Consider the following 25,045-nt stretch of genomic DNA (forward strand, 5'->3'; position numbering starts at 1 on the left):
TCATTTCCTTAACCCAGTGCTTTTTGGATAGCCTCGATCACTCGATCTGCCTGGAATGGCTTGACGATGAAATCTTTAGCTCCTGATTGAATAGCATCTATAACCATTGCCTGCTGTCCCATAGCTGAGCACATAATGACTTTTGCTTCTGAATGAATCGCTCTTATTTCTTTCAATGCTTCAATTCCGTCTTTTTCAGGCATGGTGATGTCCATCGTAACCAAATCAGGGTTCAGTTCTTTATATTTTTCAACGGCTGTAACACCATCTTGGGCTTCACCAACTACATTAAATCCGTTTTTTACAAGAATGTCTTTGATCATCATTCGCATAAATGCTGCATCGTCTACAATTAGAATATTATTTGACACGTGTCATACCTCCTGAGTATATAGCTACTTCAATTTTTGTAATCGATCTGATTGACTGATAATATCTGTAATACGCACACCAAAGTTTTCGTCAATTACCACAACTTCTCCGCGGGCAATCAGTTTATGATTAATGAGAACATCAACCGGCTCGCCGGCCAGCTTATCCAGTTCAATAATCGAACCCGCTGAAAAGTCCAGTATATCTTTGATTGAACGCTTCGTTCTGCCCAGCTCAACTGATACCGATAGCGGTATATCCAGAAGCATATCAAGATTACGCTGTTCATTTTCCGGAAGTGACACAGGCTCAAATTCCGTAAAAGCTGCATGCTCCACTTTTGAATTATTAACAGGCTCCCCTATATGCTGACTGGCTTGCTGATGATTCACTGCCGCTTGTCGTGCCTGTGTGTTTTGGCTATTTAATTCAGGCTTTGCCTCTGCTTCGTGACTTACTTCGACTGCAGGCGCGGCTTCTTCAAATGCCGTTTGTTCAGATTCTGTGCCGTTTAGCAAGACGTCTGTCAGGCTTTTCGCAAACTTAACCGGAACAAGCTGCATAATATTCGAATCTATTAAACTGCCTACTCTTAACTGGAAAGATACTTTAACAAACAGATCATCCTCCGGGAGTGATTCCACATCTATTTCATTCGGTGGTTCTGACATATGTATCGTCGGTGGAGAAATATCAATCCGTTTATCAAATACAGTGGACATGCTCGTTGCGGCTGCCCCATCATCTGGTTCATCGCTTCCTGTACTGCACTCATGTGAATGTCATTTAGGTTGTGATCTGGAGCTGTGCCGTCTCCGCCCAGCATGATATCCGAAATAACCGCCGCATCATCTTTTTTCATGACGAAGACATTTTTGCCGGTAAAACCTTCAACATATTTCACCTGAATTGTGACGTGGTCAAAGTTAAACGCCTCATCGATATCACCACGTTTGATCGTGGTGACGCTCGGAGTCGTGATTTCAACTTTTTGGTTTAACAAAGTCGACAGTGTTGTGGCGGAGCTCCCAAAGGATATATTGCCGATTTCTCCAAGCGTGTCTTCTTCAATACTTGTTAAATAATGCTCTGCTTGCGACTCGCTCACAACTGGCTCGTCAGGTGTCGTATCGTCTTCATCTTTCCCTATGTTTAATAGGGCATCTATTTCTTCCTGTGAAAGCATCCCATCATTCATCTTCAGTCACCTCCTCGATTTCCTCAAGCACCTGAACAGATTTCTTTTGTTTATAAAGTCCCGGTTGGACGAGAAACTTTGGTTTTCCATTTACACTCAGTTTCAATGGTTCATCAATCCCTTGATTCAAAGTTATAACATCATTAAGACCCAGGTTAAGAAATTCCTGAATCGTAATATTCGTTTCCCCCAGATTTGCCACAGCCTGTATTTCTGCTTTTTGTAAGCTTTTTGTCAGTTTATTATAGGATTCAGGGTCTCTCTCTTTCTTATTATCCTGCATCCAATAATGAACAGATAGTTTAGGTATAATCGGTTCCAATACAATATGCGGGATGCAAATATTAATCATACCGCTTGTTTCACCGATTTCTGTATTAAGTGAAACCACTACGACTGTTTCATTAGGGGAAACAAGTTGTAAAAACTGTGGATTCACTTCAAATTCTTCCAGTTCCGGCTCAATATCTACCATTGTTTGCCAGGCATTTTCCAAATTGAACATTGCTTTTTCAAAAAGCTGAGTCATTAATCGTGTTTCAAGATCGGTTAAGTTATCTATTTTATTAATGCTGGCACCCGTGCCGCCAAGAATCCTGTCTAGCATGCTAAAGGCGATATTGGGGTTAATTTCCATAAGGATGCGACCTTCCAGAGGCGCAAGACTGTATACATTCAAAACAGTCATTTCCGGAATGGAACGAATAAATTCTTCATAGGGGATCTGGTCTACTGATGCAACTGAAATGTCCACATATGTACGCAAATGACCTGAAAAGAACGTTGTCAAAAGTCTGGCATAATTTTCGTGAACTCTTGATATGCTGCGAATTTGATCCTTTGAAAAACGAAGAGCTCGTTTGAAATCATACAGACGGACTTTCGGTTCTCGATCTTCTTTTTTGAGTTCATCTGCATCCATTTCGCCTGATGTGATTGCCGAAAGCAATGCGTCAATTTCATTTTGTGACAGTATATCTTCTACCAAAGGGCCTCACCTCCCATTTAGGGTGTTTGAACGTGTGAAGGGTTATTGCAATATTTTACTGATGGTATAGACCTCGGTAATTTTGCCTTCAGTCATCTTTTCATTCAATTTGTCTTTAACTGCTACCTCAAGTTGTGCCAAATCTTCCTTGAAATCAGTTTCATTCATAACTGCTAGTTCTTTTATAAGGATGTTTTTAAACTGAAATTCTCTTTTGCCAACTTCTTTAGTGGCGTCCTTACTGTCTGTCACAATTTGAAACTGGATTTTAACAAAGGAACCATCATCAAGGTCTGTTGTGATCTCAGGAGTCTGGTGTGAATAGGCAACCATATCATCTATGGATTGTTTTCCATCTGCATGCTTTTCTTCAGTTAAGTTCATTATCAGAAAAACGGCTACTCCAGCCATAACAACTATAATAGTGAGTGATACAAGCATGGCTTTTTTTAAATTACTCATCTTTATCACCTGTTTCTATGTGTACTGCCGAAAACCCGGCGGATCGATAAACCGCCAAAATGCGTTCGGATACTTCATCTTCTGTATCCGCAACAACAAGTTTTTTTCCATTCACAAGTGTAATTGTAGTATCAGGATGAGATTGGATTTGTTCGATCATCAGCACATTCAGTTTAAACGTCTCTCCTGTCAGCCTAGTTAATTCGATCATAACCTGGCGGGCATGCGACAAGATCGCTCATCACATGCCCTATCCCCCTATTAACGTTTTAGATTAACAAGCTCCTGCAATATTTCATCAGATGTTGTAATAATTCTTGTGTTTGCCTGAAAACCGCGTTGCGCAGTGATCATTTCTGTGAACTCTTCAGCAAGGTCAACGTTCGACATTTCCAGTGCACCGCTGACAATACTGGCAGCTCCGTTAGACTCTGGAGCAATAAGACCGTCTGCCAGACCAGCATTCTCTGAATTAAAGTACAAGTTGCTGCCAGCTTTTTCGAGTCCGGATGGATTTGAAAACATAGCAAGGCCTATCTGACCCAAAGACTGGGGTTGGTTGGTGGCATCAACGATCGTTACTGTACCATCTTTTTCGATACTGATGCTTTTCGCATCGTTGGGAATTGTAATCTGACCATTATTAACATCAAGCACATAAAAACCATCCGCATTAACAAGTTTGCCACCTTCGTCCAGATAAAAGTTACCTGCACGCGTATAGGCCGTTCCATTTCCTGTATCCAGTACAAACATACCGTCACCTTCCAGCTGGAGGTCAAGCGGATTATTCGTAGTCTGACTAAATCCTTGAGTATGCAGATTGTCTATAGAACCAAGCTTGGATCCTAGGCCAACCTGTTTTGGATTAATTCCGCCTCTGGTTCCGCCATCAGCAGGACCTGAAGCACCTGAAGTGGTTTGACTTAGCAAATCCTGAAATGTCACACGGCCTTTTTTAAAGCCGACAGTGTTAACGTTGGCTATGTTATTGCCAATCACGTCGAGTTTTGTTTGAAAACCTTTCATACCTGATATTCCTGAATACATGGATCTGAGCATGTGTATTCGCCCCTTTAATTTTTAGATTTATAGCTGCTTCAATCGGTCAGCAGCCTGTTTGGCTTCCCATACGGGGCCAGCCATTTAATGATTCAATAAGATCGCACCATTGATATTGGTAATTAATTTGCTAGACGCCTCTTCTTTATTCATTACCGTGACCACTGTGTTATTTTTGTTGCTGACAATTAAAGCGGCATCTTTGGTTAAAACAAGTGAATCAGTTACACCTTTTTGTTTCGCTTCTTTCATTTTATCAGTCATGAGCTGCCATTCATGGTCACTCAGGTTAATCTGGCGTTCTTTCATGCGTTCTTCAGCATGCTTAGAAATTTTTAAATCAAGTTGGTCTGATAGAACATCCTTAAATTGAGTCGTTTTTGGGTTATGCACAACTTGTTTTCCAGTGTTCGGTAGTGGCATTGTTTGGTGCGTTCGATGTGTATGAATGTAATTGACCACCTTGTACAATCACTCCTTTTATGTGTTTGCTTGAGGTTCTTCTATTTTGGTCACTGCATCTGCATAGACTTTTTCACCGTTTGCAAGTTCAAAGATCGCCCAGCCCTCTTTCTGGCTGACGGCAATGACTTGACTCGTTACGGGGTCAAGCTTTTGTCCTGTTTCGTCGTCTTCAGGCTGGTAGGTAACCTCTTTGCCAATCACATGGCTGTATTGAATCACAGGAGATACCAATTGATTTTGGACTAGATTGTCTATAGAAGCGGACATATTCATCATTTGTTCAAGAGATGAAAATGAAGCCATTTGGGATATAAATTCCTTATCTTCCATCGGATTAAGTGGATCCTGATTCTGCAGCTGAGCCATTAAAATCTTCATAAATTCATCCTTGCCAAGATCAGGACTAGGCGTTCTTGGTTTGGATTGTTGGTGCAAATAAAGTGAAGGGTCAATTTTGTTCAATGTAATCACCTAAGCTTTCTCATCCAATATGTCACTAAGTTGGTCTTGAAATGTATCTCTATCTTCTTCGTGATGATGATCGTGTTCTTCTGATTGATCAGGGTGATGTCTGCCAGATGTATCTTCTTCCCCCTGGTCTTTCTGGTCGGAATAGAAGCCCTGGTTTTGGTTCACCTGTACTTCCTGACGTTCAATAACAACCTGATGCGGGGAAAACATATGCTTTAGTTGATGGATGTTTTTCTCCATCATTTCTTTAGCTGCGTGGGTACTGACAAGGATTTTCACGGTCATTTGGCCATTAATTTGTGCTAGTCGAACCGTCATTTCCCCCAGATTTTCTGGTCGTAAGGCAAAATTGAGACGCAAGCCGCCTTCTTTCTGCATGAGAAATCGACTGGACTGAATGGCCTTTTGAAACTGCTCCATGAGTTGTTTATCCGGCTCCAACGCGTCCGGCTGATGTGGTGCTGTATGAATGACAAATTGTTCTACCCGCGCTATGGGCATCGTCTGTGAAGTCATTTTGGTTATTATTGCATCGTTATTAACAGGCGTTTTCGTTTCCTTTAAGGCGTTTCGCAACCATTTTCCAACATCCTGACTTGTGATCCTCGCTTCGGTGTTATATTGTTGTTTGACAGCCAAATCTGCCCGTTTGTTGAAAGTATTGATTAGTTTTTGCCAAATCGTTTCTGCTTTCATATGACCGCTTTCGTTCTGTAGTGAGACTAAATTCTCCTTTACAGTCATACTTTGAGAAGCCCGACTTCCGGTTTGTTCAATAGCTTTGAGAATCTCGAGCAGCTGAACAGCAGCTTCTTTAATGTCATGAGTGAACTCAGATGCTGAAAATAGGTTTTCTTCCTGCTTAATTCTGCCTAACAATTTCTCGATAATCTTAAGGGCCTCTTTATTTAGGAGGATAGCTGAGTCCTTGCTGATATCAGATCCTTGAAGTGGTTCCGGACCTCCACCTGAAAAAATCCTTCTCACTAAGTCGTGCTTTAAATCGGGTGTTTCTTGGGTTTCATCGTTTTTAATGATTGTTTGATTTGCCTGCAATTGTTGTAAAAAACTGAGCAATGAACGTTCTTCAACGTTGTTAAGGGCCAAATCCTGATCAGAGATGTCCTGTGAGTAGGCATTTGGCTGACTATCTGAGTTATGACGTACGTGTTGCAGCATCAATTGAAAACCGTCTGCTACAGTTGAACTGTCGGCTTTATCATTGTTTAAAGATTGTCCCAACGATGATCGACCATGAATTACATCTTGTTGTTTTAACATTTGCATCGCATTCATTGTTTCACCTCCTTTCAAAGTTATGGTTTGTGTTCAACAAAAGCCTTGGTTAGTTGTGCTGCCTGTTCCGGTTTCATAGACTCGAGAATTTGGCCTCTTACATCTGTTGATACCTGCTCCAGAAGTTCAACTGCGAGTGTGTTGTCCATTTGGTCAATGATTAAAGCAGCCTGGGCGGCGTCCATTTTGTTGAACGATTGAGCAATTGATGCAAACACTTCTTTGTTTTGTCCAGTTTGTACAGCCTCGGGCTGGGTCTCTTGGGCTCTTTCCAATTTGACTATTTCCTGTTCCAGTTCTCTGTTGGAAGTTTGCAGTTGTTGTATGGTTTGGTTTAATTCCTTAATATCTTCATTTTTGTTAGCCAACTTTTTCTGCCAGATTTCATCGGCATTTTGCGTCGCTTCTTTTTCAGCCTGCTCTTCTTCAGCTGCTAAAAAGGCGGAAATGCCAGGGATATACTCAGCTTTTTCCTTCGCCCAGCCTGTTACATTAACACCTGCGTAACCAAGAACAATGACAGCTAACACGCAAGCGGCCATAAAAGGAATGATGATCGTAAACACTATCCAAATAAGTGGAGAAGATTGCTTTTCTTTACCGTTTAGGTTTAAGTTTTTTGCCATACCATCACCTGTTCTTTAAATACTGTTGTACAGATGTCTCATCCATTGTTTTATGTTCTCTTTTCTCTAACTGCTGCCGAGTGGCAGTGTGTCGCCGATCGATAATGGTCTCATATTTTTTTACCTCAATGTGAGCGTTTAACAGTTGATCTTGCTTTGCTTCCATATCTTCACGTGCCTGTTGAACTTCCTGCTGCAGACTGTGAATATGTTCGCTCAATCTTTCTATGTATGCCAGCTGCTCTTTAATGGTTTCTAATTGAACCGGTTTATGTAAATACTGTTCATATGAATCCTCAGCCTGCTCTTTTTTTCGCAGCAGTTGGTATAGCTGTGTTGCTATATCTTCAAATGAGAGTGTTGATTGATCATATGCTTTTTGAGCTGTTTGTTTTTCGTTTTTTCTAAGCCGTAGAATTTTGGTTAAGGCAAGTGTATCAGCCATTAATTATGTCCTCCTTGAAGCAGCAAGTGCATCTTTTCAATCGATTCCTGGAGTGTATGATACTCATAAACGCCTTGTTTTAAAAATGCTTGTATTTTAGGGTGAAATTGGATAGCCTGATCAATTGAACGATCTGATCCTCTCTTGTAAGCACCAATTTGAATGAGTTCAGCATTGTTTTCATAGGTGGCCAACAGCGACCGCATTTGCTGACTTGTTTCCTGATGTTCAGATGATACGATACGGTTCATGGTCCTGCTGACGGATTTCAAAATATTGATGGCTGGAAATTGCCCCTGTTCAGCTAGCTTCCTGTCCAGAACAAAATGGCCATCGAGAATTCCTCGAACAGTATCTGAAATCGGTTCATTTAAATCATCGCCATCAACAAGCACCGTATAAAAAGCTGTGATTGCACCACTGTCACTTGTTCCCGTTCGTTCCAAGAGTTTCGGCAAATTGGCAAACACGCTTGGGGTGTATCCCTTCGTCGTCGGGGTTCTCCTGTTGCCAACCCGACTTCACGTTGTGCCATGGCAAATCTGGTTACGGAATCCATTAGGAGATTCACATGGAAACCTTGATCACGAAAATATTCACTGATAGCTGTTGCTGTGTACGCGCCTTTAATCCGCATTAATGCAGGCTGGTCAGATGTTGCAGCCACGACAACAGATTTAGCAAGACCCTCTTCTCCAAGATCGTTCTCCAGAAATTCTCTTACCTCTCTGCCGCGTTCTCCGATTAAAGCGATCACGTTAATATCTGCACTGCTGTTTCTGGCTATCATGCCCAGCAATGTGCTCTTACCGACCCCACTGCCTGCAAAAATACCTATTCTTTGACCTTTCCCGACTGTAAGCAGACTATCAATTGCTTTAACCCCCACTTGAACGGGCTCCTTGATTGGCGCTCTTGATAACGGATTGGGAGGTGTTCGTTCAGTCTGGAAGCTTGCAAGTCCTTTCGCAAGTGGTGTGCCGTCTAGTGGCGTGCCCAAAGAATTCAACACCTTACCGATCAAACCGCGGCCGATTTTAATTGTTAACGGATCACCGCTGGCCTCTACAATACACCCTGGACCGATATCACTTACCTCTGCATAAGGCATCAAAATAATTTTTTCTTCGTCAAACCCGACCACTTCGGACAGAACCGGTTTTTTATCTTGCTTAACAGGATGTATATAACACACTTCTCCGAGTCTCACATCCGGGCCAAGTGATTCAATCATCAGGCCAACTGCCCGGAGTACTTTTCCGTACCGTTTATAAGGATCGGTTTGATCAATTCGATTTATGTAGGACATCACATTCATTGGTTTTGCTCCCTTGTATAATCCAGCAAACTTTTCCTTATTTGGGTCAACTGTGTGTCGATTCCTGCGTCAATTTGCCCGTAAGGGTGTTCAATCAAACATTGGTTTCTGACCATGTCTTCCTTAATATACAGATTCAAAGTTGAGTTCTCTCCTATTAGTTGGACCAACTCGTCTTTTTGCTTGAGTACTTGTTCATAGTTTTCTGGTGATAGATAAATAGATACATCAGACTGATTCTTTAACTCATTGATTGCGTGATGAACGATGGTTAAGAAAGACTCGGGGTTTTTCTCTAAGTGACTGTGCAAGATCTTTTCAGCAGTTCTGATTCCCAGATCTAAAATAGCGTCAGTACTTTTTTGAACAGTTTCATAGTAATCACTCTTACCGAGGTCTACGATACTATTTGCTTGTTGAAGCAATTCACTGTATGACTTCAACGCTTCTTCTTTGCCACTTGAAAACCCTTGTTCATAACCTTCCCTCTGTGCTTCTTCTATCCACCCTTGTTTTTCTTCTGCCCATTTTCTTTTTTCCTCGTGAATACTTGTATTTGTTTCTTCTATAAGCGCACTTTGTTCTTCTTTTAGTCGAGTGATATCATTTTTCAACAGTTCAACTTGTTCTTCGGCTTGCTGGACGGAGATTTCTTCATCGGGTGTTTCATGATTGGGGCGTTTTGAAATATGAATGGGCTTAATCCTTATTTGTTTAATATGATGTGATAAATTAGACAATAATATCATCTCCGCCGCCGCGTGCTATGACGATTTCGCCGATTTCTTCCAGCCTGCGAATCGTACCAACGATCCGTGTTTGAGCCTCTTCTACGTCCCGCAGTCTGACAGGTCCCATGAATTCCATCTCTTCTTTAAACGTTTCTGCCATTCTTTGTGACATGTTTTTAAATACAATATCTTTTACCTCATCACTGGCGACTTTAAGAGAAAGTCTCAGATCTTCATTATCCACTTCCCGCACTACTCGCTGGATTGCTCGGTTATCAAGAATAACAATATCTTCAAATACAAACATCCGCTTCTTAATTTCTTCTGCGAGATCCGGGTCCTGAACTTCAAGAGCATCAAGTATCGTCCGTTCTGTACTGCGGTCAACACCATTCAATACTTCGACTACAGCAGGTATGCCGCCAGTCTGAGCATAATCTTCTGTTAATGAGGAGGAGATTTTCCGCTCAAGAATTTGTTCAACCTGACTGATAATATCCGGGGAGGTTGAGTCCATCAAAGCGATCCGTCTTGCAATGTCAGCTTGAAGCTCCTCAGGTAAACCTGATAAGATTTGACCAGCTTGTTCTGCATCTAAGTAAGATAGTACGAGTGCTATTGTTTGAGGGTGTTCATTTTGTATAAAGTTTAATAGCTGCATGGGGTCAGCTTTGCGGGCAAAATCAAAAGGTCTTACCTGCAATGAAGATGTTAACCGGTTAATAATATTTGTTGCCTCATCTTCCCCAAATGCTTTTTCCAAAACGGTTTTGGCATAGCCAATCCCTCCTTGGGAAATGTAATCCTGCGCAAGCGCAATTTGATGAAACTGATCCAGTACGTCCTCTTTAATCGTTTTATCCACCTTTTTAACTGAAGAGATCTCCAGACTCAATTTTTCAATTTCTTCTTCAGTTAAATGTTTGTACACTTGAGCTGAAACATCAGGTCCCATGGAAATTAATAATACAGCAGCTTTCTGTTTACCAGATAAAGTTTTTTGTCTCGCCACGATCACACCCCTACTCTTCAGATATCCAACTGCGAAGAAGTTTGGCGAATTCTTCCGGTCTATCTTTGGCCATTTTTTCAAGTTGTTTTCTTCTGATCGTTTCTTCTGATTCTTCTTGAGTCTCAAGGTCAGGAATTTCAGGCTGCTCTGGTGCAGGCATTGTTGTTTCAGTTACCTCTTCTACTTTACCTTTGCGTTTTGTCCTTACAAGCAGGATTAAAAGTAAAATAATAACCAGTAAGAGTGCACCTGCAGTAATGTATAGCCATAACGGTATAACTGGAGCAGGCGTCTCGGGCATTTTAAGGTCATCACTGAACTCCTGGAATACAATTGACGTTTTTTCATCTGGATTAATCTCACCGTAATCCTTATCAATCGAGGTGTTGATCATTGAATCCAGTATGGAGGATATTCCTGCTCTAACTGCTTCTTCATCTTGAGCTGTTAAATACTGAACATCATTATCCGAACGGGATTTAACATTATCAACAGCTACCTGAACGCCAAGGTCCCTAATCTTATATGGACTTTCGACAATGTTTTTCCTTATCCTATTGTATTCATTGTTAATGGTTTCTTTGGACAATTCATAATCGCCTTCTGAATCATCATCAGCACCAGGATAGTTATCAATGTCTTCATTTCCGGAACCGGCGACGCCACCCGCAGGAGGATTGCCGGAGTATGATTCCTGGATCCGCTCTATGCTAACTGGAAGTCCTTCCATATTCTCAACATCAACCGGCTGAATAAGTTCTTCTGTGCGGTTTTCTTGGGTGAAATCTATATCAGCTGTAACAGAGACGATTACATTGTCGCTCCCGACCATTGCGCCAAGCATTTGTTGTACTCTGCGCTGCACGTCACGTTCAATGTCTTGCTTAACAGTTTGTTGATATGTATAGGTCGTTTGCTGCTGATAATTGCTATTATCCGTTTGATCATAATACTCGGAATACTGATTCATAATTACAATATTTTCTGTCGGCAGATTCGGTACAGCTTTAGATACCAAATGATATAGTGAGTTCACTTGGCCGCCCTGGAACTTATAGCCTGGTTTTGTATTAATGACAATTGAGGCTGTTGCTTCTTCTTTCGCATCACTGATAAATACCGGTTCTTTCGGCATGTTAATCATAACGTCAGCATCATTTATGCCTTCTATTCTGCTGATAAGAGTCGATAATTCAGTTTGCATTGCGTCAAGCTTCATGATGTTGAATTCGTTGTCTGTCGTCCCCCATGATTTGTTTTCACTAAAAAATGAGTAATCAATATTGCCGCTCTTTGGTATACCCAACGCCGCTAAATCAACCAATAAAGCATCCGCTTGTTCCCGAGGTACCTCAATGGTCGATCCACCGGAAGTCAATTCATAAGAAACGCCCCTTGAATCCAGTTCCTCCTTTATTTGTCCAACTTCCTGAAGCGACAAATCTTTGTACAGGGGAACGTAGCTGGTATTGGTTGATAATATAACAACAGCTGCGAGCAGAATAATAATTAATCCCATTGACCCGCCAAAAACCACTTTTTGTGTTTTAGAGCGTTCTGTCCAATAGGACTGGGTTCTTTTGATATAATTTTTTAATCTATTGTTCATATTTCCCCCGCCAAATGTTTACTTCTTTTTGTCAAAACGTTTTTTGAGCCGTCATTCTTAAATCTGCATACGCATAATTTCGTTGTATGCATCAATTGCTTTTTGCTGGATTTGCACAGAGGTTTCCAACATGATACCCGCTTTTTGAGCAGTAATCATGACGTCATGCAGGTCATCTGTTTTTCCAGCAGCAAGCGCCTGGGTCTTTTGATCTGAATGATTTTGCGCTTGATTAACAGTTTCAATCGCACCTTTTAACAGCTCACTGAAATGATGCGATTTCTCCTCTGGTTTAACCGGTGATGTTGGTTGCAGTGAGTTGTTATGTAATGCGAGATTATTGAGTTCGGATACGCCTTTCATTATTTGTCACCTCGTTATTTACCAATTTCAAGTGCTTTCATAAGCATATTCTTGCTGGCGTTAAGCGATGTTATATTGGCCTCATAGCTCCTAGTAGCACTCATCATGTCGACCATTTCTTTCAGGGGATCAACATTGGGCATTTGTACATACCCGTTGTCATCAGCATCAGGATGCTGGGGGTTGTATACCATTTTAAAGGGGCTTTCATCTTCCACAATGCCTGTGACCTTTACGCCGCCAGAAGAGGCAGTGTTGTTTTGTGCTTGGTTTAAAAAGGATTGGAAGCCCCCACCTTTTGGTGCGACGGTTACCATTTTACGACGGTATGGGACAACTTCCCCGTTTTCATTCACAGTTGCCCTGGTTGTATCTGAGTTTGCTATGTTTGAAGATACAACATCCATTCTGAGACGCTGTGCCGTCAGGGCGCTAGCACTCGAATTTAGAGCGTTAAACATGGACATCCTTACCTACCTCCCCTAATCACTGTCTGCAAGCTCCCGAACTTTCCGTTTAACCGGTCAATTAAAGCCTGATAATAAATTTGATTCTTAGCCAGTTCAGCCATTTCTTTATCTATATCGACATTATTGCCATTATGATTATAAACAGTTTGGGAATTATTGGATGTTCGGTAGGGCTGTTGGGGATTGCCCGCTGAAAAAGTGAGGTGCTTGGGATGTGTGCGTTTTGCTGCAAGAGGCTCATCCATAAATTTATGAAGTTCATCTTTAAATTGTACATTTTTCGCTTTATAGTGTGGTGTGTCAACATTGGCTATGTTGTTCGAGATGGCTTTGTTTTTTGCAGATGCAAAATCAAGTCCATGTTCAAGTGTTTTTATAGTTCCGCCAAACAGACTCATCTTTTTTCCTCCTTGGCTAAAATCTGGGTTTATCTCTTTTTTCCTTTATTATACATAACCACATTGTAAAAGATAAAACTGGTAATGTCTATCGTGTTTCGACATTTTTCTTGTAGGATTTGTGAAATAGGACTTAAAGCCTATGAAATTTGTATGAGTTATCATCATTTATCTACATAATTCGCTAAATATATAAAAAGCAGCTCTCCTACAAAGGAGAGCTGCTTTTTATAAAAATTTACTATTTATCTTGAACGGAGTTTTTCAAGTTCAACAAGAAATTTGTCGTTAAGAACTTTAATATACGTTCCTTTCATCCCCAAGGATCTAGATTCAATTACACCGGCACTTTCGAGTTTACGCAGAGCATTAACAATAACAGAACGTGTTATACCTACGCGATCGGCAATTTTACTTGCAACAAGGAGGCCTTCTTTGCCATCCAGTTCTTCAAAGATATGGTCAATGGCTTCGAGTTCACTATATGACAATGAACTGATGGCCATTTGCACAACGGCTTTAGAACGGGCTTCTGTTTCAATCTCTTCTGTTTTTTCATGAAGAATTTCCATTCCAACAACTGTTGCCCCATATTCGCCGAGAAGCAAATCATCGTCACTGAACTCGTCTTTCAAACGGCTTAGTATCAATGTTCCGAGACGTTCGCCTCCGCCCATGATTGGTACAATCGTTGTTAAACCTTCTTTAAACAGCTCTTTGTTTTCGACAGGAAATGCCGTGTACTGGCTTTCGATATCCAAGTTTGAAGTTGTTTCATAAATATTAAACAAACGCTGGGTATACTCTTCCGGAAATTGTCTTTCCTCAAGCATTGATTTCATGCGCTCATTCTCAATTTCCTGATTGATGGCGTAACCCAAGAGCTTGCCTCGTCTGCTTACGATAAATACATTTCCTTTAATAACATCACGTAATGATTCACTCATCTCTACAAAGTTCACAGGTTTGCCACCTGTTTTCTGTAACATAGCGTTGATTTTTCTAGCTCGATCCAATAGTTTCATAATGATCCTCCATTCAATAGTGGGTATATTTTATAGAATAAATTGACTCAAGTCTTTATTTCCTACAATATCATTCAACTTTTTGTCAACGTACTCGGCTGTGATCTCGATCTTTTCCATTGTTATATCCGGAGCTTCAAATGATAAATCTTCAAGTAATTTTTCTAAAATGGTGTGCAAGCGTCTGGCCCCAATGTTATCTGTTTCCTGATTAACTTGATAGGCAATTTCTGCTAGTCTGTCTACAGCTTGCTCTGTAAAAACGACATTTATACCTTCTGTTTCCAATAAAGCTGTATATTGCTTCAACAAAGCGTTAGAAGGTTCATTTAATATGCGCTTGAAATCTGCTACAGATAACTTGCTTAATTCAACTCTCACAGGGAATCTGCCCTGAAGCTCAGGTATTAAATCTGCGGGTTTCGCCATATGGAAGGCACCTGCTGCTATAAACAGCATATGACTTGTATTAACTGGGCCATATTTCGTAACCACACTGGAGCCTTCAACAATTGGCAATATATCACGCTGAACGCCTTCTCTAGAGACATTAGGGGAATTATCTTGTTTGCCGGCAACTTTATCAATCTCATCGATAAAGATGATACCAGATTGCTCTGCACGCTTCACGGCCTCATTAGCGGCTTCATCCATATCAACCAGTTTTTGCGCTTCTTGCTGTGTTAATATCTTTCTGGCATCAGAAACTGGTAACTTCTGTTTTTTGTTTGTTTTTGGCATGAACTTACTAAATGCATCTTGCATGTTCATACCCATTTGTTCCATACCCGAACCTTGGAGCATGTCAAACATTGATGGGGGCTGTTCTTCAATTTCAACTGTTACAACGTGATCTTCCAATTCCCCCATGTACAATTGATGTTCCACGCGTTGTCGTTTATTACGAATCTCTTCGTTCGCTTCTGACTTTTCTTCAGTATCATTTTCTTCACCCTGCTGGGAAAAAAGCATTTCCAACGGGTTTTGCATTTTGTTTGATTGTTTTTTAGCCTGTGGAGCCAGAAGGGAAACGAGCTTTTTGTTGGCTTCTCTTTCAGCGCGTTCATGTACCTGTTCCATTTTTTCTTCTTTCACCATGCGTACAGCCATTTCGACCAGATCACGCACCATGGACTCAACATCACGGCCCACGTAACCAACTTCGGTAAATTTGGTCGCTTCAACTTTGATGAAGGGGGCTCCTACTAATTTCGCCAAACGTCTGGCGATTTCAGTTTTTCCAACGCCGGTCGGTCCGATCATTAAAATATTTTTAGGTACAATTTCTTCTTTAATGGCACTTTCAAGCTGCATGCGTCTATAACGGTTTCTTAGCGCAACAGCTACGGACTTCTTGGCACTTTCCTGACCGATCACATAACGATCAAGCTGTTCAACAATCTTTCTCGGGGTCAGATTCAGTCCCATAAACATAATCCTCCCTAATTATCAAGTACCTCAAGTGTAATCTGGTCATTTGTGTAGACACAAATTTCACCTGCAATTTCAAGAGCTGCTTTAGCAATTGATTCAGCACTCATGTCACTGGAATAGCGTTGGAGTGCACGCCCTGCGCTTAAAGCAAAGTTACCCCTGAACCGATGGCTAATATACCATCATCAGGCTCAATAACCTCTCCAGTACCGGAAACCAGAAACATTTGCTCTTTATCCATGACAATGAGCATAGCTTCCAACTTCCGCAGCACCTTATCACTTCGCCATTCTTTAGCAAGTTCTACTGCTGCTCGTGCTAAATTGCCATCATACGTTTCAAGTTTGCCTTCAAATTTCTCAAACAGTGTAAAAGCATCAGCTACCGATCCAGCAAAGCCGGCAAGAACATTGCCTTTAAAGAGACGTCTGACTTTCTTGGCTTTGTGTTTCATTACGACAGCGTTGCCAAGTGTGACCTGCCCGTCACCTGCCATTGCACACTGACCGTTATGCATGATTCCAAAAATCGTTGTCGCATGCATGCTTTGTTCCAGATCAATCACTCCATTCTACTCATTGTCATTTTTTGCACGTGGGTGACTTGACATATACACATGACGCAGTCTGTCCTTTGTAACATGTGTATATATTTGTGTGGAGGATAGATGTTCATGTCCCAGTAACTCTTGTACTGTTCTCAAGTCTGCACCTTCATTCAACATATGTGTTGCGAACGTATGTCTCATTTTATGCGGGTGCAAATGAATTGTCATAGCAGCTTTTTCGACCAATTTCGATAAAACAAGCCTCACACCTCGTGCGGTCAACGGTTTTCCCTTTGCATTTAGGAATAGAGTCGAAGTATCCGCGCCTGATCTATCCAGCAGTCGCTTGCGGCCATCTTCAATATAAGTTTCTAAGGCAATGGCAGCAAAGCGACCAAATGGCACATAACGTTCTTTTCTTCCTTTTCCATTAACAAGCAGCAATCCGAGTGCGAAATCAATGTCCTCCAATTGAACTGCAGTACACTCACCGACTCGCATTCCTGTGGCATAGAGTAATTCTAAAATAGTCTGATTGCGCTGCCCAAGAGGCGTTTCAAGATCACTGACACTAAACAGTTTCTCAAGTTCTGCATCATATAAAAATCCAGGTATTGTGTGGTGTCCTTTAGGCAAATCTATATTTCCAAAAGGATTGGCCTGAACCTTGTGATCTCGCTCTAAAAATTTATAAAAACTTCTAAGTGATGAAATTTTGCGCGCAACAGAGTTCCTGCTGAAGTGACGATTATATAACCTTGTAAGATACAGGCGAACGATTTGTGCATTTACATCTTCTAAATTAAATATCTGTTCTTCATGAAGAAACACGAAAAATGACTCTAGATCAGCTTGATAAAATTCGATTGTATAAGGCGATGCGGCTTTTTCAATCTTTAAGTATGTTACAAAAGCTGATAACTCTTTTGAGAAAATTCCCATTGTTCCACTCCATTTTGCAACACCATAAAAAAGAATACCATATTTGGTTGTTATAAGCAACGGATTTAACATAATTGTAACAAAATTCGGATGTGACTTGCTATACTAACAAATAAAAAGCTTCATGGTGTCAAGTGAATTCACTTACCAATAGGCAATTATAAGCTGTAAAAATGCAATAGTCAACACATAACAATGGCATTATTCTAAAATTGATTCGCTATGTATCAATATTGCCCAAATACTTATTTTTAAACGTCAAATATAAAAACCGCCCTTATAAGGGCAGTTTTTATTTAGCTTTGAGTGGATTCTTTATAACTGCAAGAGGTGCATTGGACTTGTGTTTCTTTTTTACGTTTTTTCTCTACTAGCAGACCACTGCACTTTGGACAAGGCCGCGATATTGGTTTATCCCAGGAGACGAAATCACATTCTGGAAACCTGTCACACCCGTAGAAGATTCTACGTTTTTTAGACTTTCTTTCTACAACATCACCTTGTTTGCACTTAGGACAGGTGACGCCTATTTTTTTCAAGATCGGCTTTGTGTTACGACAATCCGGAAAATTAGAGCACGCAAGAAATTGTCCATATCGTCCCATTTTATAAACCATTTCATGACCGCATTTTTCACAATCAATCCCGGCTGGTTCATCTTTGATTTCAATTTTTTCCATTTCCTGTTCTGCTTTTTGCAGACGTTTATTGAAGTCGACGTAGAAATGGTCGATTAGCTTTACCCAATTCATATCACCATCTTCAATGGAATCGAGGTCATTTTCCATCTTGGCGGTAAAATCAACGTTAATAATTTCCGGGAAAAACTCTTGTACAATATCAATAACAATTGTTCCAAGTTCGGTAGGGACAAAGCGTTTATTATCCATACTGACATAACCCCGACGCTGAATTGTATCTAGGGTAGGGGCGTACGTTGATGGTCGCCCGATTCCTTTTTCTTCCATAGTACGCACCAGGCGTGCTTCCGTATATCTTGGCGGTGGCTGTGTGAAGTGCTGATTTGGTGAGATCTTCGACGCTTTAACATCCGTTCCTTCTACAAGCTCAGGCAATCGTTTGTCTTCTGTCTTTTTGTCATCATCCGTTCCTTCTACGTAAATTTTCATAAACCCTTTAAATTTCACAACGGACCCTGTGGCGCGGAATTCAACGTTATTATTTAATAAATGAACGGTCATTGTATCAAGAATGGCAGGTGCCATCTGGCTTGCTAAAAATCGTTCCCATATGAGTTTGTAAAGCCTGTATTGGTCTCTTGACAGAATGCTCTTCAACGATTTAGGGTCACGCAAAACAGAAGTGGGACGGATAGCTTCGTGTGCATCTTGAGCCCCTTCTTGCTTTTTCCCTGCTTTATAGAAACCCAGGTAGTTCTTACCATACTGTTCTTCAATGTAACCTTTGGCTTCTTGTTTTGCGGTATCGGAAACACGGGTTGAATCTGTACGCATATAGGTAACAAGACCTTGAATGCCTCCTGCTTTCTTGCCTAAATCAATTCCTTCATATAATTGCTGGGCAATCATCATTGTCTTTTTAGCTCTGAAATTCAGTTTGCGAGCGGCCTCTTGCTGAAGAGAAGAAGTCGTAAAAGGCTTTGCAGGGTTTTTCTTGCGTTCTCTTTTATTTACTTTATCAACAGAAAAGGTATCCCCTTGAAGTTTATTCAATATAGCATCCACTTCTTCTCGGTTAGGCAGATCTTGTTTTTTTCCATCGATTCCGTAAAACGAGCCTTCGAACGTTTCTTGATCCTTCAGGAAATCAGCCGTAATAGACCAATATTCTTCGGGCTTGAAATTCTTAATTTCATTTTCTCTGTCAATGATCATTTTGACTGCTACTGATTGCACACGGCCGGCGCTTAAGCCTTTCTTAACTTTCTTCCATAACAGAGGACTGATGTTATAGCCGACCAGGCGGTCAAGTATTCGTCTCGCCTGTTGAGCGTCAACGAGGTTTTCGTTAATCTTTCTAGGATGTTTAAACGAAGCCTTGACAGACTCTTTTGTGATTTCATTGAAGACCACACGGCAGTCTGTTTGATCATCTACGTTTAATGCATGGGCAAGATGCCATGCTATTGCTTCACCTTCACGATCCGGGTCAGCTGCAAGGTAGATGCGTTTGGCCTTTTTAGCTGCTTTTTTAAGATCTTTGAGAATGTCCCCTTTGCCGCGAATGGTAATATACTTTGGCTGATATTCATTGTCAACGTCTACACCCATTTGACTTTTGGGCAAGTCACGGACATGGCCCATTGAAGCCTTTACAGTATATTTTTTACCGAGGTAACGTTCTATTGTTTTCGCTTTGGCCGGAGATTCAACTATGACAAGGTAATCAGACATATTTCTTCCTCCTGTACTGAGGTTCTTTCAACCATTCAGTTACTGAAAATTTTTATTGTTAATGGTTACATACATGCTTTTATTATATTTGAAGCATCATGATGCGGTTCCAGTTTTTACAGATGACAAATCGCTACTAATACTAAATACATCGTTTGCATTTGTCAAATAATCAATCATTCACTTGGGTTTGATAAAACAAGCCAATACTCGTATTGTGCCAGTCTTGAGATATGTCTTCTGAAGTTCGCACGAGCTTGGCACCGTCTTGAATCATCTTATGACAGCCTGTTGTCTGTTTATGAAAAATAGATCCAGGAACAGCGTAAACTTCTCTGCCTTGATCAAGAGCTTGATCCACCGTAATAAGCGTTCCGCTTCTTTCCGTAGCTTCGATGACAAGGGTGCCAAAACTCAGGCCACTAATGATGCGATTTCTTTCCGGGAAGTGGTGTTTTCTTGGAGGTGTATCAGGCGGATATTCGCTTAACAGAAGACCTTTCGTGGCAATCTGATAAAATAAATCGATGTGATTTCGGGGATAAATATGATTAAAACCACTCCCTAAAACAGCTATGGTAAACCCTTTTTGTTCAAGTGTCAGTTGATGAACAAAACCATCAATGCCTTTTGCCATACCGCTTACAGTCATCCAGCCACCTTCAATAAGCGGCTTTACAATATAGGAAACTTTGGCATGAGCTTCTTTTGATGGGGTTCTAGTTCCGATCACACTTAATGCAGGTATGTGTTTCAGCAGTGACACATTGCCCAGGGCATACAAAATTAAAGGCGCATCTTGAATGGTTTTTAATATAGTAGGATAGTCTTTGTCCAAAATGGTAATGGCTCGGAATTGAGTGAGGTCGTTTTTAATTTCATCGAATAAGGCTTTTGAACCTAGGTCTTGCTTCAGTTGTAAAGCGTTTTGATACGAGATGGGAAAAGTTATGGATAACGCGTTCGCAGATAAATTGTAGATGGTTTTTAACGAAGGATCGTATTGGAGAAAAGCGCGGATGACACGTCTATTGGCACCTCGGCATCTTGTGATATGAAGCAATCGTCGTCGAACATATTTCACAAAGTCACTTCCTTTTTTTACAATATTTTATCATAGGGCCGATCATTCTCGGCCCTATGATTCCCATTAATGGGTTTTACACTTTTGATCCAGATTCTTTTCTTTTAACATGTCAATCATGGTTTCCCCCATAACAGCTGGTGTATCAGCAACTTTAATGCCACACTCAGTCATAATGCGGATTTTTTCTTCAGCAGTACCTTTACCGCCTGATATAATCGCACCAGCATGTCCCATTCGTTTCCCAGGAGGTGCTGTTGCACCACTGATAAAGCCGGCTACTGGTTTATTCATGTTGGCTTTTACCCATTCAGCTGCTTCTTCCTCAGCAGTACCGCCAATTTCACCAATCATGATGACGGCTTCTGTTTCCGGATCTTCATTGAATGCCTTCAGCACATCAATGAAATTCGTTCCGTTGACAGGGTCTCCGCCAATTCCAACGGCAGTGGTTTGACCGTATCCAGCTTCTGACAATTGATGGACAGCTTCATAAGTAAGAGTTCCGGAACGTGAGACGACACCGATATGTCCCTTTTTATGAATATAACCCGGCATTATACCAATCTTAGTTTCGTCAGCCGTGATCACACCAGGACAGTTCGGTCCAACAAGACGTGTGTGTTTGCCTTCCATATACCGTTTTACTTTAACCATGTCCATAACCGGGATATGTTCTGTAATACAGATCACCATGTCCAATTCAGCATCCACCGCTTCAATAATGGCATCCGCAGCAAAAGGAGCAGGAACATAAACAACTGATACAGTTGCACCAGTTTCATTTACGGCATCTTGGACCGTGTTAAAAACAGGTACCCCTTCAACATCAGTGCCACCTTTTTTGGGCGTAACGCCTGCTACAATTTTTGTCCCATATTCAAGCATTTGCTTGGTATGGAATCTAGCGGTTCCACCGGTAATTCCCTGGACCATTACTTTTGTATCTTTATTGACATAAATACTCATGTTCGTCCGTCCTTTCTACATAACAATTTCGATCATTCAAGAGCTATAAACGTCTTTTTTAAGCTAACTTATTTTACCAAGGAAACGATCTTTTCAGCGCCATCTGCCATAGAATCAGCAGAGGTGATATTCAAACCGGAATCTTTAAGAATTTGTTTGCCGAGATCCACATTGGTACCTTCCAGTCTGACAACAAGCGGGATTTCAAGACCAACTTGTTTCGTTGCTTCAACGACGCCTTCAGCAATGACATCACATTTCATGATACCGCCGAAGATATTGACAAATATCCCTTTTACATTTTTATCAGACAGAATAATTTTGAACGCCTCGGTTACTTTCTCCGCGGTTGCACCGCCCCCAACGTCAAGGAAGTTTGCGGGATCTCCGCCGTAATGTTTAATAATATCCATTGTCGACATTGCAAGGCCAGCACCATTAACCATACAGCCAATATTGCCGTCAAGAGAGATGTAGCTCAGATCATGTTTTGAGGCTTCAATTTCTTTTTCATCTTCTTCATCAAGATCTCTTAGATCCATAACGTCTTTTTGACGATACAGAGCATTGTCATCAAAGTTCAATTTTGCATCCAGAGCCATGACTTGGCCATCCCCGGTTGTAACAAGCGGATTAATCTCAGCTATTGAACAATCTTTATCAGCATAGGCTTGGTACAGACCCATCATAAATTTAACTGCTTTAGACAAAAGGTCATCTGGAATATTAATGTTAAAAGCCAGACGACGTGCCTGGTAAGGCATTAGTCCTACAACTGGGTCAATTTCTTCTTGGAAGATTTTCTCCGGTGTTTCCGCTGCCACTTCTTCAATTTCAGTACCGCCTTCTTCAGAGGCCATCATAACAATGCGTCCAGTGGCACGGTCTAATACAAGACCAACGTAATATTCTTTCTTAATATCGCAGCCTTCCTCTATTAAGAGGCGTTTAACCTCTTTGCCTTCTGGACCTGTTTGGTGCGTTACAAGCGTTTTGCCCAAAATTTCCTCAGCATATGTACGCACTTCATCCAGATTTTTCGCGACTTTTACACCGCCGGCTTTACCGCGGCCGCCAGCGTGAATTTGAGCTTTTACCACTGTGACATCAGTGCCCAGTTTTTTGGCAGCTTCGACAGCTTGATCAACTGTAAATGCAACATGGCCATTAGGCACATTGACGCCGTAGCTGCGCAAGATTTCTTTGCCTTGATATTCATGAATGTTCATACTGATCCTCCTAACAAAAATTACTGCATGTCTATTGTATATAAAAAGCGTTTGTTTCACAAGAATAAGAGAATAAGCTCTTGATCAGAATCTATTATTTACCTTTATGATCTTTCTGCGCTTCATCCATTCTGTACACAAACGCGAATACCTCAGCTACTGCCAAATACAATTCTTCAGGTATCTTTTCATTAATATTCAGTTCTGCCAGTAATTCAGTAAGAGAAGGGTCCTCTTGAATGGGAACTTTGTTTTCAATGGCTTTTTTCATAATGTTATCTGCCGTAAGACCTGTACCTTTTGCTGTTACTTTAGGCGCATAGTCTTGTGCATCGTCATACTTGAGCGCTATAGCTTTTCGTCTGGGCTTCATATTCTTAAATCCACCCCTTCATAGGTTGTTTCAGGAAAAGTTTGAGCTGACGACCCTGTTTCCGGACGCCGGTCAGACCTGTCTGTAATCTGCTTAAAGTTTATGTGCGTTAAATGATAATCCAAAGATTCAAGCCCTGCTTTTAAAGCTGGTTTAAAGGATTCTGCCAGATCAGGATGGACAGATTGCTCATTCCATATTGTCAGTGCAACAGTACGTTTTTGAATATGCATATCAATGACCGTTTCATTAAGATGTGCAAGATTTAAATGAAATAGAATTGAACAGTCACTTGGATCGATTGTTCCATTTTTTCTTTTACGCCCATTAAATTCAAGTAAGATATCTTCATGTAAACCGATCTTTTCTCCAGGAAGCTGCAAGGCTGCTTGAACAAGAAATGATGTTTCACGTACGGAATCAATTTGCAGCCCGTTTATGAGATTCAATAATGGCTGGGCCCGTTCACTCATTGTTTGGTCCTGCTGTTGTACCAGCTGAATCAGTAATGATTTAATGCTTGCTTCTATTTCTTGTGTATCCCGTGCAAGCAAAGACTCATGAGCCAACCCAATATGACTGAGCGTTGTATCAATGTGGGCAAGAAAACGCTCTTGTATGGTCAGATTTGGACTTGATATCATTTTTTGCTGATGTACAAGAGCTTCTAAATAAGCTTGCAATGCCTGGAGCCCTTCAGGTTGATTGCTAAGAAGAGAATTAAGCCGATTCTGTTGGGGCAATGACAATTGCGTAGACGCTTGTTGCAGGTTTTGCTGCAATTCCTCAAATGTTTCATTCGGCAAACGCGTGTTTTGTGATATCACATTTTTAACGACACCTTCCCAACTTCTAATTACATCTTGGACAGACTGTGGAATGGTATTTTCTCTGAGTTGTTTGATTGAGGCAGCCATCTCCTCTGGATTGATTGCAAAGGGTAGTCTTGTCCGATTCAAGAGTAAGTTTACAGTCGATTGATTCCAGTTATGAACTTTCATAAACTGGGACCACTCGTTTTTCCATGTGTCAAAGTCGAGAGTCGGATCAATCGTTCCCGAGGTTTTAAGTAATTGGAAGAAATCAGGATTGTTTTGAGAGACTCCATCTATAATTTGCCTGATGACTTCGCTCGGAGAAGGATTGCGCGCATCCATAAGCCATTGCATCCGATTGAGCAGCATACCCATAGTCCCTTGAGTCCTTTGTTGCCGAAGATGTTGTGTAAGCGTCTGGAATTCTTGTGATAAGGTTGATGTATTTTTTGTTTGAACAGCTGCTAGAATGTTATCGATAAATGGCAGACGGTCAGCCATCATCGTTTTAACAGCCACTTGTGCTTCTTTTCGATAACCGGCAGCTTCCAATAATCCAAAAGCCTGAGCAAGTTGCTCCTTTCCAAATGGAATTTGAGATTTAATCACGTCTGCTAGAAAATCTGTGCGTTGTTTTGACGACGCAAACCCAAGTTGGTCAAGGAGTGCATGAATGTTTTGAATCGGTTGCTTTCCCAGAGCCTGACCAACAACTTTTAAAATGAAAGGACTGCCTGCTTGCTCAACTTTAAAATGATAATGACCTCCTTTGGCAAGGGGGGCTTTCAACTGCGCTTGCCACTTTTGGGAGCCAACTTGAATAGTTGCATGTTGACCGGGGTATAAATTAAGAACTTTACCTTGAATGATTTGTCCTGCCCGCAATTGCACCCTGTCAAGACCGGTGTTATGCATAGCTTGATTTGAAAATCGATTTACAAGCATTGCAGTCATCCTTTCATTAAA

At 41.1% G+C, this 25,045-nt stretch carries 26 protein-coding genes and 3 pseudogenes; all 29 read right to left on the reverse strand.

Annotated elements, in window-relative coordinates:
* Window positions 1–8 precede the first annotated feature (8 nt).
* The 29 genes and pseudogenes from JNUCC1_RS17730 to JNUCC1_RS17865 all read right to left on the reverse strand — a co-directional run bounded on the left by JNUCC1_RS17730 (window position 9) and on the right by JNUCC1_RS17865 (window position 25,024).
* Window positions 9–371, reverse strand: a complete 363-nt coding sequence (locus JNUCC1_RS17730; protein WP_331713863.1) for a response regulator — start codon at window positions 369–371, stop codon at window positions 9–11.
* Between the two features lie 24 nt (window positions 372–395).
* Window positions 396–1,570: pseudogene (fliY, locus tag JNUCC1_RS17735) on the reverse strand (flagellar motor switch phosphatase FliY).
* The gene (fliM, locus tag JNUCC1_RS17740; protein ID WP_156647012.1) at window positions 1,563–2,558 is read right to left on the reverse strand and encodes a flagellar motor switch protein FliM; all 996 of its coding nucleotides are present in this window, start codon (window positions 2,556–2,558) and stop codon (window positions 1,563–1,565) included. The pseudogene fliY and the gene fliM overlap by 8 nt, the downstream one beginning before the upstream one ends.
* A 42-nt stretch (window positions 2,559–2,600) precedes the next feature.
* Window positions 2,601–3,020, reverse strand: coding sequence for a flagellar basal body-associated FliL family protein (locus tag JNUCC1_RS17745; RefSeq protein ID WP_156647014.1), 420 nt, complete (start codon window positions 3,018–3,020; stop codon window positions 2,601–2,603).
* Window positions 3,013–3,231 (reverse strand): flagellar FlbD family protein, encoded by a 219-nt coding sequence (locus JNUCC1_RS17750; RefSeq protein WP_156647191.1) that lies wholly within the window; start codon window positions 3,229–3,231, stop codon window positions 3,013–3,015. Before JNUCC1_RS17750 ends, JNUCC1_RS17745 begins: the two co-directional genes overlap by 8 nt.
* A gap of 50 nt (window positions 3,232–3,281) precedes the next feature.
* A complete protein-coding gene (gene flgG, locus JNUCC1_RS17755) occupies window positions 3,282–4,082 on the reverse strand; it encodes a flagellar basal body rod protein FlgG (RefSeq protein ID WP_156647016.1) in 801 nt (266 codons plus the stop codon).
* 84 nt (window positions 4,083–4,166) lie between these two features.
* Window positions 4,167–4,544, reverse strand: coding sequence for a TIGR02530 family flagellar biosynthesis protein (locus tag JNUCC1_RS17760; RefSeq protein ID WP_331713864.1), 378 nt, complete (start codon window positions 4,542–4,544; stop codon window positions 4,167–4,169).
* Window positions 4,545–4,562: 18 nt separating this feature from the next.
* Entirely contained in the window at window positions 4,563–5,009 is a 447-nt protein-coding gene (flgD, locus tag JNUCC1_RS17765; RefSeq protein WP_156647193.1) for a flagellar hook assembly protein FlgD, read from the reverse strand.
* 9 nt (window positions 5,010–5,018) lie between these two features.
* Window positions 5,019–6,314: a flagellar hook-length control protein FliK gene (locus tag JNUCC1_RS17770; protein WP_156647018.1), complete on the reverse strand. Its 1,296-nt coding sequence runs from the start codon at window positions 6,312–6,314 to the stop codon at window positions 5,019–5,021.
* A gap of 20 nt (window positions 6,315–6,334) precedes the next feature.
* Entirely contained in the window at window positions 6,335–6,940 is a 606-nt protein-coding gene (locus JNUCC1_RS17775) for a MotE family protein (RefSeq protein ID WP_156647020.1), read from the reverse strand.
* A 4-nt stretch (window positions 6,941–6,944) separates the two neighbouring features.
* Window positions 6,945–7,385 carry a flagellar export protein FliJ gene (fliJ, locus tag JNUCC1_RS17780; RefSeq protein ID WP_156647022.1) on the reverse strand — a complete coding sequence of 147 codons (441 nt, stop codon included), beginning with the start codon at window positions 7,383–7,385 and terminating at the stop codon, window positions 6,945–6,947.
* Window positions 7,385–7,636 carry a hypothetical protein gene (locus tag JNUCC1_RS19550; RefSeq protein WP_442915514.1) on the reverse strand — a complete coding sequence of 84 codons (252 nt, stop codon included), beginning with the start codon at window positions 7,634–7,636 and terminating at the stop codon, window positions 7,385–7,387. The genes fliJ and JNUCC1_RS19550 overlap by 1 nt, the downstream gene beginning before the upstream one ends.
* 66 nt (window positions 7,637–7,702) lie before the next feature.
* A pseudogene (locus JNUCC1_RS17785) lies at window positions 7,703–8,703 on the reverse strand (FliI/YscN family ATPase); the annotation flags it as partial.
* On the reverse strand, window positions 8,700–9,443 hold the full coding sequence (fliH, locus tag JNUCC1_RS17790; RefSeq protein WP_197431791.1) for a flagellar assembly protein FliH: 744 nt from the start codon (window positions 9,441–9,443) through the stop codon (window positions 8,700–8,702). The pseudogene JNUCC1_RS17785 and the gene fliH, both read right to left, overlap by 4 nt.
* Entirely contained in the window at window positions 9,436–10,446 is a 1,011-nt protein-coding gene (fliG, locus tag JNUCC1_RS17795; RefSeq protein ID WP_331713865.1) for a flagellar motor switch protein FliG, read from the reverse strand. Before fliG ends, fliH begins: the two co-directional genes overlap by 8 nt.
* A gap of 10 nt (window positions 10,447–10,456) precedes the next feature.
* Window positions 10,457–12,055 carry a flagellar basal-body MS-ring/collar protein FliF gene (fliF, locus tag JNUCC1_RS17800; RefSeq protein WP_156647025.1) on the reverse strand — a complete coding sequence of 533 codons (1,599 nt, stop codon included), beginning with the start codon at window positions 12,053–12,055 and terminating at the stop codon, window positions 10,457–10,459.
* Window positions 12,056–12,112: 57 nt separating this feature from the next.
* Window positions 12,113–12,418 carry a flagellar hook-basal body complex protein FliE gene (fliE, locus tag JNUCC1_RS17805; protein WP_156647027.1) on the reverse strand — a complete coding sequence of 102 codons (306 nt, stop codon included), beginning with the start codon at window positions 12,416–12,418 and terminating at the stop codon, window positions 12,113–12,115.
* A 14-nt stretch (window positions 12,419–12,432) separates the two neighbouring features.
* Window positions 12,433–12,885, reverse strand: a complete 453-nt coding sequence (gene flgC / locus JNUCC1_RS17810; RefSeq protein ID WP_156647029.1) for a flagellar basal body rod protein FlgC — start codon at window positions 12,883–12,885, stop codon at window positions 12,433–12,435.
* Window positions 12,886–12,887: 2 nt separating this feature from the next.
* On the reverse strand, window positions 12,888–13,286 hold the full coding sequence (gene flgB / locus JNUCC1_RS17815; RefSeq protein WP_156647031.1) for a flagellar basal body rod protein FlgB: 399 nt from the start codon (window positions 13,284–13,286) through the stop codon (window positions 12,888–12,890).
* A 245-nt stretch (window positions 13,287–13,531) separates the two neighbouring features.
* Complete coding sequence (gene codY / locus JNUCC1_RS17820; protein ID WP_156647032.1) at window positions 13,532–14,311, reverse strand: GTP-sensing pleiotropic transcriptional regulator CodY; 780 nt, start codon at window positions 14,309–14,311, stop codon at window positions 13,532–13,534.
* Between the two features lie 30 nt (window positions 14,312–14,341).
* A complete protein-coding gene (gene hslU / locus JNUCC1_RS17825) occupies window positions 14,342–15,739 on the reverse strand; it encodes an HslU--HslV peptidase ATPase subunit (RefSeq protein ID WP_156647033.1) in 1,398 nt (465 codons plus the stop codon).
* Between the two features lie 14 nt (window positions 15,740–15,753).
* Window positions 15,754–16,301 (reverse strand): annotated as a pseudogene (gene hslV, locus JNUCC1_RS17830) (ATP-dependent protease subunit HslV).
* A gap of 15 nt (window positions 16,302–16,316) precedes the next feature.
* A complete protein-coding gene (gene xerC / locus JNUCC1_RS17835) occupies window positions 16,317–17,234 on the reverse strand; it encodes a tyrosine recombinase XerC (protein WP_156647195.1) in 918 nt (305 codons plus the stop codon).
* Window positions 17,235–17,530: 296 nt separating this feature from the next.
* Complete coding sequence (gene topA / locus JNUCC1_RS17840) at window positions 17,531–19,609, reverse strand: type I DNA topoisomerase (RefSeq protein WP_156647034.1); 2,079 nt, start codon at window positions 19,607–19,609, stop codon at window positions 17,531–17,533.
* A gap of 172 nt (window positions 19,610–19,781) precedes the next feature.
* On the reverse strand, window positions 19,782–20,693 hold the full coding sequence (dprA, locus tag JNUCC1_RS17845; RefSeq protein ID WP_331713866.1) for a DNA-processing protein DprA: 912 nt from the start codon (window positions 20,691–20,693) through the stop codon (window positions 19,782–19,784).
* 66 nt (window positions 20,694–20,759) lie between these two features.
* Entirely contained in the window at window positions 20,760–21,662 is a 903-nt protein-coding gene (gene sucD / locus JNUCC1_RS17850) for a succinate--CoA ligase subunit alpha (protein ID WP_156647035.1), read from the reverse strand.
* A gap of 68 nt (window positions 21,663–21,730) precedes the next feature.
* Window positions 21,731–22,891: an ADP-forming succinate--CoA ligase subunit beta gene (gene sucC, locus JNUCC1_RS17855; protein ID WP_156647036.1), complete on the reverse strand. Its 1,161-nt coding sequence runs from the start codon at window positions 22,889–22,891 to the stop codon at window positions 21,731–21,733.
* Window positions 22,892–22,985: 94 nt separating this feature from the next.
* The gene (locus tag JNUCC1_RS17860) at window positions 22,986–23,264 is read right to left on the reverse strand and encodes an EscU/YscU/HrcU family type III secretion system export apparatus switch protein (protein WP_156647037.1); all 279 of its coding nucleotides are present in this window, start codon (window positions 23,262–23,264) and stop codon (window positions 22,986–22,988) included.
* Complete coding sequence (locus JNUCC1_RS17865) at window positions 23,261–25,024, reverse strand: hypothetical protein (RefSeq protein WP_156647038.1); 1,764 nt, start codon at window positions 25,022–25,024, stop codon at window positions 23,261–23,263. Before JNUCC1_RS17865 ends, JNUCC1_RS17860 begins: the two co-directional genes overlap by 4 nt.
* Window positions 25,025–25,045 lie beyond the last annotated feature (21 nt).

It is taken from the genome of Lentibacillus sp. JNUCC-1, from assembly GCF_009741735.1.
Lineage (GTDB): Bacteria > Bacillota > Bacilli > Bacillales > Amphibacillaceae > Lentibacillus_B.